Source organism: Actinoallomurus purpureus (assembly GCF_024055795.1).
Taxonomy (GTDB): Bacteria; Actinomycetota; Actinomycetes; order Streptosporangiales; family Streptosporangiaceae; genus Actinoallomurus; species Actinoallomurus purpureus.
Genome location: NZ_JAMXMY010000023.1, coordinates 14,992 through 29,406, shown reverse-complemented (window position 1 = coordinate 29,406; position 14,415 = coordinate 14,992). Strand labels below are relative to the sequence as shown.

11 protein-coding genes are annotated in these 14,415 nt (G+C 69.2%); 5 read left to right on the top strand and 6 right to left on the bottom strand.

From position 1 onward, the window contains the following. Positions 1–4: 4 nt before the first annotated feature. Together NE236_RS33715 and NE236_RS33710 are read right to left on the bottom strand one after the other, a co-directional pair. Entirely contained in the window at positions 5–1,177 is a 1,173-nt protein-coding gene (locus NE236_RS33715) for a YcaO-like family protein (RefSeq protein ID WP_252846283.1), read from the bottom strand. Positions 1,178–1,520: 343 nt separating this feature from the next. Further along, on the bottom strand, positions 1,521–2,300 hold the full coding sequence (locus NE236_RS33710) for a DUF4386 domain-containing protein (RefSeq protein WP_252846282.1): 780 nt from the start codon (positions 2,298–2,300) through the stop codon (positions 1,521–1,523). A 155-nt stretch (positions 2,301–2,455) separates the two neighbouring features. Between NE236_RS33710 and NE236_RS33705 the strand changes: the two genes are divergently transcribed. Together NE236_RS33705 and NE236_RS33700 are read left to right on the top strand one after the other, a co-directional pair. Next, on the top strand, positions 2,456–4,759 hold the full coding sequence (locus tag NE236_RS33705; protein WP_252846281.1) for a LuxR C-terminal-related transcriptional regulator: 2,304 nt from the start codon (positions 2,456–2,458) through the stop codon (positions 4,757–4,759). Between the two features lie 140 nt (positions 4,760–4,899). Further along, complete coding sequence (locus tag NE236_RS33700) at positions 4,900–7,005, top strand: glycoside hydrolase family 31 protein (RefSeq protein WP_252846280.1); 2,106 nt, start codon at positions 4,900–4,902, stop codon at positions 7,003–7,005. Between the two features lie 64 nt (positions 7,006–7,069). Here the strand turns inward: NE236_RS33700 and NE236_RS33695 are convergent, their stop codons facing one another. The 3 genes from NE236_RS33695 to NE236_RS33685 form a co-directional block, all read right to left on the bottom strand. Then, entirely contained in the window at positions 7,070–8,323 is a 1,254-nt protein-coding gene (locus NE236_RS33695; protein ID WP_252846279.1) for a glycosyl hydrolase family 8, read from the bottom strand. A 175-nt stretch (positions 8,324–8,498) separates the two neighbouring features. Further along, complete coding sequence (locus NE236_RS33690; RefSeq protein WP_252846278.1) at positions 8,499–8,642, bottom strand: hypothetical protein; 144 nt, start codon at positions 8,640–8,642, stop codon at positions 8,499–8,501. A gap of 188 nt (positions 8,643–8,830) precedes the next feature. Next, positions 8,831–10,129: a helix-turn-helix domain-containing protein gene (locus tag NE236_RS33685; RefSeq protein WP_252846277.1), complete on the bottom strand. Its 1,299-nt coding sequence runs from the start codon at positions 10,127–10,129 to the stop codon at positions 8,831–8,833. A 254-nt stretch (positions 10,130–10,383) separates the two neighbouring features. On the opposite strand from NE236_RS33685, the gene NE236_RS33680 reads away from it, so the two are divergent. Together NE236_RS33680 and trxA are read left to right on the top strand one after the other, a co-directional pair. After that, a complete protein-coding gene (locus tag NE236_RS33680) occupies positions 10,384–10,590 on the top strand; it encodes a hypothetical protein (protein WP_252846276.1) in 207 nt (68 codons plus the stop codon). Between the two features lies 1 nt (position 10,591). Then, positions 10,592–10,951, top strand: a complete 360-nt coding sequence (gene trxA, locus NE236_RS33675; protein WP_252846275.1) for a thioredoxin — start codon at positions 10,592–10,594, stop codon at positions 10,949–10,951. A 51-nt stretch (positions 10,952–11,002) separates the two neighbouring features. Here the strand turns inward: trxA and NE236_RS33670 are convergent, their stop codons facing one another. Next, positions 11,003–12,085, bottom strand: a complete 1,083-nt coding sequence (locus NE236_RS33670) for a sodium:calcium antiporter (RefSeq protein WP_252846274.1) — start codon at positions 12,083–12,085, stop codon at positions 11,003–11,005. A gap of 273 nt (positions 12,086–12,358) precedes the next feature. Between NE236_RS33670 and NE236_RS33665 the strand changes: the two genes are divergently transcribed. After that, on the top strand, positions 12,359–14,260 hold the full coding sequence (locus NE236_RS33665; RefSeq protein WP_252846273.1) for a PIG-L family deacetylase: 1,902 nt from the start codon (positions 12,359–12,361) through the stop codon (positions 14,258–14,260). Positions 14,261–14,415 lie beyond the last annotated feature (155 nt).

Sequence of the window (14,415 nt, the reverse complement as noted above, 5' to 3'; positions counted from 1 at the left end):
TTCCTCACATGAACGCCGGTTCGCAGTCCAGGCCGGGGGAGACCACCCGCACGACCGGGATGCCCACATCGGGCCTGGTGTGGTCCACGACCAGCGGAGAGCGACCGGTCAGTGCCACGACGCGTGCCACTGTGGTGTGCAGGTCGTCCGTGAGACTCTCGTTTCGGACGGAACCGATCTCGTCGTACGTCAGCCGGTCGGTCCTCGAAGGTGGCGCCAGCCGCGTGGAGCGGTCCGAAGCGGCGCGCCGGTAGCTGCCCGAGGTGAGGTCGTCCCGGGTTCCGGCGATCTGGGTGACCCTCGATTGTGCCGCCTCGGTCAGGGCCCGGCACAGGGCGACATCACGGTCGAGGTGAACGCCGACCCCGGCGAAGAGCACCGGGACCTCCTCACTCCATATGGTCGCCAAGAAGCAGGCAAGCCCAGTAGGCGACGGCATTACCTCGACCCGGACGTCGACTGCGGCCGCATCCATGCGATCCAGCAGGTCACGCGCTGGACCGTCCACGGAGGTGAGGTCCAGTACCGGCGGCGTGGCCTTCTCGGCGCGAACGAGGCAATCCCGTTCGATGACCTCGTACAGCCCGTGCAACGCCGCTTCGACGAAGGTGTTGCCGCTGGCCAGCCCGTTGCTGTTCAGAGCGAACAGAGGCGGCATCCAGGCGTCGCGCACCCGGCCGTCCAGCCGCAGCGCCTCGGTCGGCAGGAAGGTGTCCGCGCCGCCATCCAGGCGGATTGCCCTTGTCCATTCCAGTTCCAGGCCCGGCCAGAGGTGGTGGCGGCGTTCCAGCGACAGTTCGTGGACGCGGTACCCGCACTCGCGCTCCATGTCGGCCACGGTCGCGACCATCGCGCCGGGACCCACGCGCTCGGCGTGCCACGACTCGATCGACTCCATCGCGGCTGAGACCTTGGCGAGGTCATCGGTCAGCCCCTTGCCCTGGCTCACCGACACCGTCCAGGAGTTCGGTCGCACCGCCTGATAGACCGGTATGCCGATCTCGTCGAGCCAGGTGACGTCGGCCAGCCGGGTGATGCCGACGACTGGAAAGAGCGGCTCGATCCGGCGCAGCGTCTCCGCGGCGGTCAGCACCCGGTGGGTGCCGGACAGGCATGCCTTGCGGGTGTCGTCGAGGGCGGGGACGGGACGTCCGAGCACTCCGCCCCCGACCGACATGTTCTCCGCCATACCGCTGTCGGCGTGATCAACAGTGATAAGGCGGCTCACTCAGATCCGTCATGCACCATGCACGTCGGCGGGCTCAACGTTGTCGTCAGCCTTCAGCTTGATGCACCAGTGGCTGTCCTTGCCCTTCGCGCGCATGCTGGGCCCTGCGTCGTCCAGTTCCTCAGCCTTCAGCTTGACGCACTAGGCGCTGTCCTTGCCCTTCGCGCGCATGCTGGACCCTGCGTCGTCCAGTTCCTCGCGGAGTTCCGCCGCGGTGGGGAGAACGAGAACCATCTGCCAACCTCCGATCGTCGGCCAGGATCGCAACAGCGATCCCGTGTTGATCATGACACTAGTTGATCTTTCCGGGTATGTCTCGTCCCGACTGTGCTGACGAGTGGATGCTCGCGGCCGGTCCGTTGGCAGCCCGCAGCCTCCATCGCTCGACGTCCAGACCCGCTACGAGGAGCCACAGACACAGCGATCCTTCGCCGAGGAGCGCGGGCAGTTGGATCCAGGGGACCAGGTGGACCGCGAACCGTGGTGCCAGAAGGTCCGTGAAGCTATTGACCAGGTAGGCCAAGCCGTCGATCGCCATCAGGACGCCGATGGCTCTGGGCAGGAACGTTGACGTGAACAACAGGTATCCCACGCAGATGATGTCAAAGCCAAAGAACACGGTGTAGATGTCGTAGTCGATGGCCGACAGGTCGCCGGGCAAGTGTGCCAGCGTCTGCAACTGTGCCGCCGGAAGGGCGCTCGTATGGTGTCTGCTGCCCAGAAGGACCAGCGGTGCGAACTGGCTGAGGATGCCGGCGGCCTCAATCGCGGTCGCGACCAGGGTGAAGAACACATCCAGCAGGGCAAGCCTTCGGTTCACCACCTTGAACAGTTCGTAGAAGATCATCGCCAGCGGGACGTTGGTCACGGTGACGACGATGTGCGCCACGAGGCTGGACCGGTAGAGGAACTCGTGGGTCTGGATGTTGTGGGCCGTGGTCGCCGGATCGGGCACGAACAACAGGGCGCGAACGAAGCCGATGGCGAAGAAGCCCGCGACGATGTTGATCAGGTACAGGGCGCCGGCGGTCCTTGCCAGCTTGCGCGGCGAAGCGCCCGCAATGGAGTCCATCAAAGATCTCCTTCCGCTCGCGTTGTTGACATCGGTTCGACCGGCGGCATGCTCGGGAACCTACGCAGCACGCACAGCGCCGTCATCAGTGGAATCCCTGAGCCGGTACTGAACGCGCAGCGTCGAGTGGCTCGAGGTCGTAGTACGTTCTGTCCGTGCCCAAGCCCGCCCGCCGGTCGGGCAATCTGCCCGCCGAGGCGGCGAGTTTCGTCGGCCGCCGCCATGAGTTGGCCGAAGTCAGGAAGAGGCTGACGGTCGCGCGTCTGGTCAGCCTGGTCGGCCCGGGCGGTGTGGGCAAGACACGCCTTGCGATCCGCATCGCGACCGACCTCGGACGCGGTTTCCCAGGCGGCATCTGGATGGTCGAGCTCGCTGAGCTGCGCGATCCGGCGCTGGTCAGCAACGCTGTCATGGCCGCCCTCGACCTACGCGACCAGGCCGCGATCGAGCCAGTGGCCCTGATCCGGTCGTATCTCAAGGACAAGGAACTGCTGCTGGTCCTGGACAACTGCGAACACCTGCTCGAAGCCGCTGCTCAGCTCGTCAGCGACGTGATGAGGGCGGGGCCGGGGGTGCGCGTGATCGCGACCAGCCGCGAGCCATTGTCGGTGGCCGGTGAGCATGTGCTGCCAGTTCCGCCGCTACAGTTGCCGTCACCTCGCGCCCCCGGGCCGCTCGCCCGGCTGCGCCAGAACGAGGCCGTCAGGCTGTTCATCGAGCGGGCGGCCGCGGCATCGGGCAGTTTCGAGCTGACCGACTCCAACCAGGAGGCGGTCGTCGACCTGTGCCACCGACTCGACGGCCTTCCCCTGGCGATCGAGTTGGCGGCCGTCAGGACGCGGGCGCTGAGCCCCGAGCAGATCCGCGACCGCCTGGCCGACCGGTTCGTCCTTCTCACCGGCGGTAGCCGGGATGCGCTCCCGCGCCACCAGACGCTGCGCACCACGATCGGGTGGAGCTACGACCTGCTGGCGCCTGCCGAGCGGACGCTGCTCACGCGGTTGTGCGTGTTCGCGGGCCGCTTCACACTGGCAGACGTCGAGGCGGTGTGCTGCTCCGGCGACCTGCCGGCGGCGCGTGCGCTGGACCTACTGTCATCGCTGCTCGACAAGTCGTTGGTGACCAAGGAGGACGCCGACGGCGCCGTCTGCTACCGACTGCACGAGACGATGCGGGAATACGCGCGCCTCAAGCTGCACGAGGCGGGGGAGGAGGGCGCCGTCGAACGGCGCTGCGCCGACTATTACGTGTCGCGTTGTCTGGACTTTGCGGCGGAGGGACGATACCGGCTGGTCGAGTGGCTCGCTTGGATGGAGCTGGAGATCGACAACGTCCGAGCGGTCCTCCGCGGATGCATGGACCAGGATGACTCCGGGCGCGGTATCGATCTCGCAACCTGCCTGGTCTGGTTCTGGGTCACGCGCGCTACGGCTGAGGGCGTGCGGTGCCTCGACGAGCTGCTCGTACGAGATGCTGAGCCTGCCGCTCACCCGTGGGCGTACTTCGTCCGTGGATTCCTCGGCGTCCTGCAGAGCGACCCAGCGGCTGCCCTGCCGGCGCTCGAACGCGGCGTGGTGGCGGCTCGCGCAGCGGGACAGCTCGATGCGCTGTCGCAGTCACTTGCCATGGCGTCGATCGCCGCGAACATGGCCGGTGATCGCACGTCATCGAGGCGGCTGCTCGACGAGGCGCGGGGCGTCGCTGATGGTCTGGATGACCCAGGAGCCACGCTCATGATTCACCAGGCACGAGCGCTCAACGGCTTCCTCGATGGCGATCTCGACGCGGTCAGATCGGTGGCATCGCAGGGCGCGCGGCTGAGCCGCGAGGTGGGCGACCTGTACAGCCTCGACATGATGCTGATGAACCAGGGCTTCGCCGCGCTGATGTCCCGGGACCTTCCTGAGTCCGAGCGACTGTTCGCTGAAGGTCTGCGGATCGCCCGCCGACTCGATGACCGGTTGGCACAGTGCTACCTGCTCGGAGCGCTGGGCTGCTGTGCGGCCGGGTCGCGCGAGCCGCGGCTGGCAGCGCAGCTCTTCGGGGCGATGGAGAACCTGCGCGCCGAAGTGGGGGCCACCATCAATGCGGGCATGGCTCCGGCATTCGCGCATGCCACCATGTCGGTGACGGCGACACTCGGCCCATCGAAATTCGAGGCGGAATTCAAGGCCGGGCAGCAGCTCGGCAGAGATGCCGCAGCGCGGCTCGCGCTCCGCGAGGCCGCTCCTTCCGCTGTCGCGGCTTCAGATCATGAGAGCGTCGGAGTTCTCGGACGGCGCGAAGCCGATGTCGCACGGCTCTTGGCCGACGGTCTGACCAACAAAGAGATCGGCTCGCGCCTGTTCATATCCGAACGAACCGTCGAGAGCCATGTCCGCAACATCCTGAACAAGCTCGGCTTCAACTCGCGCGCCCAGATCGCAGGTTGGATGGCTGATGACGCTTCGCGAGAGTGACCAGGTCTGCTCGAGTTTCCCCACGAGGCTCTGTTGACATGTGCTCGCTCGGATCGAAGTATGAGCAGAAAAAATCATGACCTTGCACGGGCCGGGATTCGGGGTGCCAGCCCTGCTGAACCCTCACAAGGAGGCATCGGGTGCTGTCATGGCATGACCGACTCGCCAGGGTCGGCCTCTCCCTCGCGGCGCCGGCGCTCGGCGCGCTCGTCGCCGTATCGCCCGCGCAGGCCGCGACCGGGCCGGCCGGCGGCCCGCGCGTCACCCACGACTCCGACTCCGTGACCGTGACGGTGCCCGCGTCGTCCGGGGCGCCCGGCTACTCGGTCGACATCACCACCGGGTCCCTGAACATCACGACCGCGCGCCGCGGGCGTACGGTGCTGGCCACGGCGGGCGGCGCCACCGGCGGCCTCCGCTTCCACGCGGGCGGGGCCTGGCAGCGGGCGACCAAGGTCACCGGCTGGACGTGGAAGAACGGTGTCCTTCGCCTCCACGCGGCGACCACGCAGGGCGGCGTCACGGCCGAGGCGCTGCTCACACCGAAGGCCGACCGGTACGCCCTGTCCTGGAGCGTCAAGGGCGGCAGCCCCGACCGGCTCGGACTGGCGTACGACCTGAAGTCGGGTGGGCACTGGTACGGCCACGGCGAGACGGCCACCCCGCAGGGCGGTCCCGGCGTCGACCAGCCCTGGCCGCTGGAGACCGGGCACGTGCACGACAGCGCGTTCGGCCCCGCCGCGTACGAGATGGTCGACCCGTTCTGGTACACCTCCAGCGCCACGGGCCTGTTGGTCGACACCGGAGAGGTCATGGACGTCGCCATCAACGACGGCGACGACGGTCTCGGGCGCTTCACGATCGACTCGGGCGGCACGTACAACGCGACGGTGTTCGTCGAGGCGGACCCCCGCGAGGTGTACCGCGACCACACCGGTGTCGTCGGCAAGCCCGCGAAGAGCGACGCCACCTACACGCAGTACGCGAAGCCGCTGTGGAACTCCTGGGCGCAGTTCTACACGAAGGTCGACCAGACCAAGCTCCTCGACTACGCCCAGAAGCTGCACGCCAACGGCATCCCCGGGCACACCATCCAGCTCGACGACAAGTGGGAGTCCAACTACGGCAACCTGACCTTCGACCCGAAGACCTTCCCCGACGCCCGCGCGATGTCGGACAAGATCCACGCGATGGGCTACGACTTCGGCATCTGGGTCACACTCTGGATCAACCTCGACTCCACGAACCACCAGTACGCCGCCGACCACGGCTACCTGCTGAAGGACAAGAACGACAGCACGAAGCCCTGCAACGTGACGTGGTGGAACGGCACCGCCGGCATCGTCGACCTGGCCAACCCCGACGCCAAGGCGTGGTACGTCGCGAACCTCAAGAAGCTGATGAGCACCTACCGGGTCGACGGTTTCAAGTTCGACACCCGCTTCTTCGACGACACGTGCGCGCCCGACCCCGGCTACAAGCGCGCCGACTACCAGCGGCTCGGCGCGGAGCTGGCCGACCAGTTCGACCTGCAGGGCGCGGGCATCCGGGTGCACTGGAGCGGGTCCCAGAAGACCGGCTTCGTCATCCGCCAGATCGACAAGGGGACGGGCTGGAACTCCCTCGCCGCCTCGGTCAGCCAGAACCTCGCGATCTCCACGATCGGCTACCCGTTCGTCGAGACCGACATGATCGGCGGCTCGAGCAGCCAGCCCGCGCCGAAGAAGGACGTCCTCATCCGCTGGGCGCAGTCGGCGTCGCTGATGCCGCTGATGTACTCCTCCACCTCGCCCGCCGGCACCAACGACCCGAAGACCGGTAAGCCCGTCGCGTACGACCAGGAGACCATCGACCGCTACCGCGAGGCAGTGAAGGCGCACGGCCGGCTCGCGCCCTACATCTGGGACCAGGTGAGGCACAGCGTCGCCACCGGCGACCCGATCATGCGCCCGCTGTTCTTCGACTTCCCGAAGGACGCCACGGCCTACACGGTGAACGACGAGTGGATGCTCGGCCCGGCGGTGCTGGCGGCGCCGCAGCTGACCGGCGGCGTCACCCGCGACGTGTTCCTCCCGTCCGGAACGTGGTTCGACGTGAACCACGGCACCGTCATCCGGGGCCCGAAGACGCTCCGCGGCTACCGCACACCCCTGGACGTCACCCCGGCGTTCGTCGACCTGAAGGCCGAGGGAGCCGCCAAGGCGATCCGCGCGCTCAGGCGCACGGGCGTCGCGCAGGCGGGCTGACCCAGCACGACGGACGCCGCCCGGCCGGTGACCAGAGGTCACCGGCCGGGCGGCTTCGCGGGTCTCAGCTCGCGGGCGACCAGTAGTCACCGGCCATGACGATGTAGACGAGCATCTTGATCGTCTCGCCGTAGTACGTGTCGCCGTACGGGTTGGTGGCCAGGAAGTTCCAGAGCTTGTCGGTCCATGCCTGGTCCCCGGCGGCCATGGCGGCCACGCCGACCGGGTCGTTGGCCGCCTCGGACTGGTCATCGGTCTGCGTGGGGGTGCCGTCGAGCTTCGTGTGCGGGTAGATCTTGGCGGGGTCGCCGCCCGCGTGACTCTTGTAGGCGGCGGACTCCTTCGTGGCGACGCCGATGGTCACCGGCGACCCGTACACCAGGGCGTCGGTGCCCATGTGCCAGGGGACGCGCACCGAGTTGTAGCCGACGATGTTGTCCGGCTGGCTCTCCTGGTAGTCGGCGGGAGCCGGCTTCGGGCTCGTGGTGTTGGCGTTCACCACGAAGTCCGACAGCAGGTTCGCGGTGGAGGAGTACTTCGCGGTGAACTCCTGGATCACGGCCTCGGTGCGCGTGACGACCTTGTTCCAGTCGTGGGCGGTGTCGTAGGCGGCGAAGGCGCGCAGGTGGTCGAGCATGTGGTCGGACGGGCGGGTGTCGGTGTTCGGACCGTCGTCCTCGCACTTGAGATGCCCGTCGGGGGCGACGTCGGCGGCGTAGAGCTTGGCCAGCCAGTCCTTCGCGGCGCTGGTGTAGCCGCCCCACTGCTTGTCGGCGAGGACCAGGCCGTATCCGACGTCGAGGTCTCCGTCGGTGGCGGCGTCCGGGGTGCCGGAGTCGGCGTACTTGCAGGAACTGCCGTCGATCTTCCACTGCATCATGCCCTGAGAGTCGCGGTGGGTCGACACCACGTGCCACAGCCCGTCGAACTCCGCCTGCGCGTCGGCGTCGTATCCGGCCATGAGCGGCACGATGTTCATGCCGTACCCCTGCGCCTCGGAGACGGTGCCCTTGTTGGGCGCGTCATCGGTCGCGTAGACGAGGTAGCCGCCGCAGGCCGAGCGCAGGTACTTGCTCTTCCAGGAGGCGTACTGCTTCGTGACGGCGGCGTCCCGCGTGGACTGGCTCGCGGACGGCATGACACCCGTCTTGTAGGTGACGTGCGCCGGGAAGGGGTGCGCGGGGGCGGCGGCCGCGCGGGCCGGCCGGGCAGCGGCCGCCGGAGCGGCGCCGGCCTGGCCGGTCATGGCGATGAGGGGGAGCGACATTGCGGCGACCGCGGTGGCGAGGGCGGTCGACCGGCCCTTTCTGTCGAGCATGGCGGGGCTCCTCGGAGGGGGACTGCGTCGCCGGTTCGGCACGCCGGTGCCCGGGCGACTCTTGTTAGGAAGGTTTCCTAACAAGCTCCGAGGATGAGTCGATTCCGCCCGTACGTCAAGAGGTATCGGGGAATCCGTCCACCGGCCGGGGGTTCCCCGGCCGGTGCGGTATCGCTCAGTGGTGGCGGTGCACCACCACGTGGTGGTGCACGACATGGTGGTGCACCACGTGGTGGGAGTGGCCGCAGGCCGACAGCGTGAGCAACGCGGGTGCGAGCGCCGCGACCGCCACCGTCGCCAGCCGGATCCGCCGAACCATCACGTCTTCCTCCGAGAATCGCATCCTCAGGGTTTTTCCGGCTTCTCCGGAGCAAACCCTCATCAACGACAAAACAGACGCGACGGGCCGACGATCGGTTCCCGGCTCCCGGGTGGAGTTCCGTACGGGCCGGGGCGGCGGGAACGCCCCGGCTCCGTGCGGACGAGTGCCCGCTGGATAATCGCAGGTCAGAGCCCCATGCAGGCGAGAGCGCGCTGGAAGGCCGCCTTCTGGCCGTCGGCCTGACCCGCGGCCCCCAGCAACTCGGCGAGGTCGAACCACGCGCGGGCAGCGGGCCGGTGCGCCTCCATCTTCTCCAGGTACTCCACCGCCTGGGAGAAGGCGGCGACCGCCTCCTCGCGGAGGCCGAGACGCACCTGGGCGTCGCCCAGCACGGTGTACGCCTCCGCGATGGCCATCCCCGCCGTGTCGGCGAGCATCTCGGTCGCCCGCCGTGCCAGCGAGGCGGCCTCGACCGGCCGCCCCAGCGTGATCTCGGCCTGCGCCTGGTACATGAGGCACCACGCGATGTCGACGGTGCTCGCGGCGCTGGAGTCCATCTCCCGCTCGGCCTGGTCCAGTAGCTCGCGGGCGTGCTCGGCCTGCTCGGGCTGGGCACGTAGCAGGAAGTGGGCGTACGCCATCCGCAGCCGCGGAAGGTTACGGGAATCGTCCTCCTCACCGAGCAGGGCGATCGCGCGTTCGGACAGCTTCAGCGCTTCCCGGGCGTCGCTGCGCAGGTCCGCCACCCAAGCGGCGTTCCAGTACGCGGCCATCAGCGCGCGGGGGCTGCCGATCGCCTCCGCGCGCTCGATGAGCATCGTGGCGAGCTGCCGCGCGTAGGCCAGGTCGCCGCGCTGCTCATAGGCGGCGAGGATGGTGGAGCCGAGCATCACCATCGTGTCGGTCCACTGACCTCCGGCCGCGGTCAGCTGTTCGAGGGCGTCCTCGCCGACCTGAATGCTGCGTGCCAGATCCCCGCGTTCGCGGTGGCACCGGCTGAGCGCGGTGTGCACCTCGGCCCATCGTTCGGGTTCCGACAGCGGCGAGAGGGTCTGCGTGGCGAGTTCGAGGTCGCTGATCGCCTCCTCGAGCGCGCCGGTCGCCTCGAGCGCCAGCGCGTGACCCCAGCGGGCTTCGTGCGCGAGCGCGGGGAGATCGGTGAGGGCCGGGTCGGCGAGGACCTCCGCGAAGCGGATGCGGGCCTCGGAGGCGGCGCCGTTCTGCAGTGCGATCTGGGCGTAGCCCAGCGTCTCCCGGAGCCCGCTGATCGTCTCCTCGGTGACGCCGGTGAGGAGGTACGACTCGGAGCACCCGAGTTTGCGCGCCAGCAGTGCCACCATGCTCGGCGCGGGGGTGCGCTTGCCGCTTTCGATGAGTGACACATAGCTGTCGGAGAGTTCCGGCCAGGCCAACTGGGCCTGCGAAAGCTGCTTGCGCAGCCGGAAGTTACGAACCCGTTCCCCGAGCGATTCTTGACCTGGCATCCCGCCCGCCTCTACAAGAAAATGACAGAACCACGCGAAAGGATAGAAAATAATGTCACACCTTCGCAGGGTCATCGCCCTGTTCGTTTTGGCTATAGTCACTTCACTTGTCGCCCTGCAGGTCGCGGGGGCCGCCTCCGCCTCGGTGTCGGTCGACTCCTCGTCGGACTCGTCGTTCAGCAGGTGCTGCTGAGCACTCCTGACGACTCCGCGGTGCGTCCCCGGCACGGGCGCGCCTCAGGAGCGGTCCGGTGATGACTCTCGATGAGTTTCGCATCCCGGGTGCCTCCGGCATGACCATGACCATGACCGGGAACCGGGCTGTGACGTCGGGGGTCGTGGCCATCATCGCCGGACCGCACGCGCGGGCGCGTCGCCGGAATTACCGAGGTGACTCCTCTGTTGTGCAGGGGGCGGGCGGCCCGGCGGGGTCCCGCTTCCCCGACATCGAGGAGCAGTGACATGGCGACGACGACGCTGACGACCGACACTTTCGAGAAGACGGCGAGCGGCGAGGGCATCGTCCTGGTCGACTTCTGGGCGAGCTGGTGCGGGCCGTGCCGGATGTTCGCGCCGATCTACGAGGAGTCGTCGGTCAAGCACGAGGACATCGTGTTCGGCAAGGTCGACACCGAGGCCGAGCAGGACCTGGCCGAGCGCTTCGACATCAGGTCCATCCCCACGATCATGGCGATCCGCGACGGCGTGATCGTGTTCGCCCAGCCCGGCGCGCTTGCCGCCGAGTCGCTGGAGAGCCTCATCGAGCAGGTGCGCGCCCTCGACATGGACGACGTGCGCGGCCGCCTGGCCGGCAAGTCCTGACTCCGTCCGCGGAGGTCGCAGGGCGACACCGACCGGTCCGCGGCGCAGCGATCAGGACAGCACCGGGATCAGGCAGAGCCCGAAGACCGCGTAGAACGCGGCCGCCATGGTCAGGGTCCGGGCGGTGAGGCGACCCGTCCGGAGCATGGCCAGCAGGAAGACCATGGCGGCCATCGTCACTACCCCCGACAGGAGCAGGGCGCCGTCGAACCGCCACGGCGTGAACAGGATGCCCAGCCCGGAGGGCACGGTCGCCTGGATCATCATCGCGCCGCTGATGTTGGCCAGGGCGAGAGGCGTCTTGCCCTGGCGGACCCAGATGATGGCGTTCATGATCTCGGGCAGCTCGGTGGCGATGGGGGAGAGCAGCAGCGCGGTGACCGCCGCGGGCAGGCCGATCATCGGGCCGATCGCGTCGAGCTGGTGCACGAACAGCTGCGACGCGAAGAAGATGATCACAAGCGTGACGAGGCTCTGCGTGACGACGGCCCACGTCGCCGGCACCTCGCGACGGCGCTGCAGAAGCAGCGGCTCGAGGTCGGCCCCGTCGCCGTGCTCTCCGCCGTCGCGCAGCTCCCGCCAGAAGTAGACGGCGTACGCGGCGAAGAACAGCAGGCCGAGCCACGGCTTGTACGCGAAGGCCACCAGGCCCACCGCCACCTTGACCACGAAGATGGCGAGGAACCAGCGCTGGTCGCGCGCGAGCTTGTCCGTGTCGCCCAGGTCGTCACCCGGCGCGGCCGCGGCGCCGCTCGGCGCGTCGGGGGGCGCGGCGGTTCCGCCGCCGACGGGAGCGGCCGTACGGGCGGCGGCCCGGACCCTCCGGCGGCTCGTCAGCATCATGAAACCCGTCACGCCGTACGCGACGGTGGCCAGGGCCAGGGGGCCGCCCATCGCCGCGCCGACCCCGATGTCCTTCTGATCCGGGCTGGAGCCGAACACCACGGCGATGAAGGTCACGACGCTCTCCGGAAGAGCGGTGCCGAACGCGGCGAGAAGAGTGCCGACCGCGAGCGGGCCCACCTTCAGCCGGACGCCCAGCCACTCCACGGCGTTGACGAACCACTCGCAGGACAGGTAGATCGCCACGGCGCATGCCAGCAGGATCACGACGTGCAGCATGAGTTCCCTCAAGGATCGGGCACCGTGAGACAAGAAGAAGACCTCGGCTCACGGTGATCAGCGGTCACCGGCAGCCGAAGGTCTCGTCCACCCCTGTCACGGGGCCCGGGCACCGGGAGCGCGAGGCGCTCCAGCATGTCGACGACCGGCCGGCGGGACTACTCCCCTTCGCCGCGCCCAGCCTACTCGACGCCTCGGCGTCCCGTTCCGCGCTACAGGAGTGCCGACATTCCGCGATACTCATTCGGTCGCCACCACTTAGACCGATCTTGGAGACAGTGCCGCATGTCCACCGAACCGTCCGCCTCGGAGCCTTCTCCGTCGGGGGTCGACCGGCGGCGGTTCTTTCTGATCGGCGCGGTCGCCGCCGCCGGACTGGGGACGGGAATGGGCCTGCTGTCGGAGAGCCGGGCCAGCGGCGGGCCGACCGACCGCCACGGCGCGGCGGCGCCGGGAACCCCGGCGGCCCGCTCGCGCTACCTTCAGATCGTCGCGCACGAGGACGACGACCTGCTCTTCATGACCCCCGACCTGTCGGAGTCGCTGCGCGCAGGCTCGCCGCACATGACGGTCTACCTCAGCGCGGGGGAGAGCACGGCCGGCGTCCCGCCCGACACCCACGACGTGAACGCCTACGTCGCCGAACGGCAGAGCGGGGCGCGCACGGCGTACGCCCTCATGCTCGGCGTCCCTGACCGGTGGCGCCGACAGACCCTCAAGGCGGGGACACTGCGGCTGCTGTCGTACACCCTCGTCGACCGGCCGGACATCCAGCTGGTGTTCCTGCTGGTACCGGACGGGCGTGACCCGCGGGCCAGCCTGAGCTGGCACACGCTGGGCAAGCTGTGGGACGTCGCCCACCATCCGGACCAGTGCGGATGGACGCAGGCGCCGGTGGGGTCGCCGTACCGGCGGTGCCTCGGCCGGGAGGACGTCCTCGGCGCGCTCACCGGTCTGATCCAGGGTTTCCGGCCGACCGTCGTGCGCTCCCAGGACATCGCGCCGGACGAGCGGTACAGCGCGGACCACCCCGACCACATCGCGGCGGCCCGCTTCGCCGGGGAGGCCGTGCGCCGCCACGTCGCACGCCACCCCGAGCAGCTCCTCCTGCAGGTCAACTACCGGGACTACAACATCCGCAACCTGGCGGTGAACCTGAGCGAGACCGCCAACGGGTTCAAGCAGCGCGTGTTCTCGGCCTACTCCGCGCACGACTACCGCATCAACGCCGAGAACCCCCACTGGGACGCCTACGAGGCGCGCATGGTCTACCGGTGGCCGCGCGGCACCGGCTTCACCGCCACGGACGCCGTGTACGCGGTCGGCGGGGGCCGCCTGGTCGTCTGGCGGCGTAAGGGCGGCCGCTGGTCGCCCCCTCGCGCGCTCGGCGATCCGGGAGGCCCGCTGGCGCCGTCCGTGGTCGCGGCCGGACCGATGGTCCTCGGCCTGCGCGCCGACAACGGAGAGATCGTCGCGTACGACCAGCGGGGCTGGCAGTCGCTCGGCCGGCCCGATCCGGCGAAGATCCACAACCAGGCCGGAGCCCCGGTGGCCGTGGTCGACGGCTCGGGGATGCTCGCGGTGTTCGTGCGCAACGGTCGCGGTGGCGTCAGCGCGCGTTTCCTCGGCACCGGCGGCTGGAGCCACGCGTGGACGGACCTGCCGGGCGTCGACCTGCGGCAGGTCGTCTCGCCGCAGCCGAAGAAGAAGCACCGCCGGTACGGCGACGTCCAGGACGGCCTGGCGGTGATCGTCACCGACGGTGGACTGATCGAGCTGTTCGCCGCGACCCGCTCGCAGATCCTGTGGTGGCGCCAGCACCAGCAGGGCAGGCCCCTCGCCTTCGCCGGGGCGCTGCCGGTGGCCGGTGCGATCGCGCCGCTCGCCGCCGAGCAGGCCGCCGGCCAGGTCCGGGTGATGTTCCGCGAGCCGTGGACCGCCCGGACTCTGATGATCTCCAGGTCGGCCGCGACCGGCGTATGGGACAGCCCCGCCCTCGTACGGGCCGCGTCGGACCTCGACGGCGAGGCGCCCGTCACCGGCACTCTTCCCCGATCGCAGCTGGTCGGGGCCCCCGCGCCGCTGCCGGACGGCACGCAGCTGTGCGCCCTGGGCGCGGACGGGCGGCTGCACGTGGCGCCGCGCTCGGGCGGCGCGCACGCCGCCTGGCGGGCGATCGGCCGCTGATACACTCGATCCATGGCTGCCGTACTCGAGACGACGACGCCGGGCGAGCCCCGGCGCGACGGTCGCCTGCACTGACCTGCACGACCGAAGGCCCCGGGAGCGATCCCGGGGCCTTCGGTGCTTCCCGGCTCGCTCCCGCCACGCGAGAGGAGCGA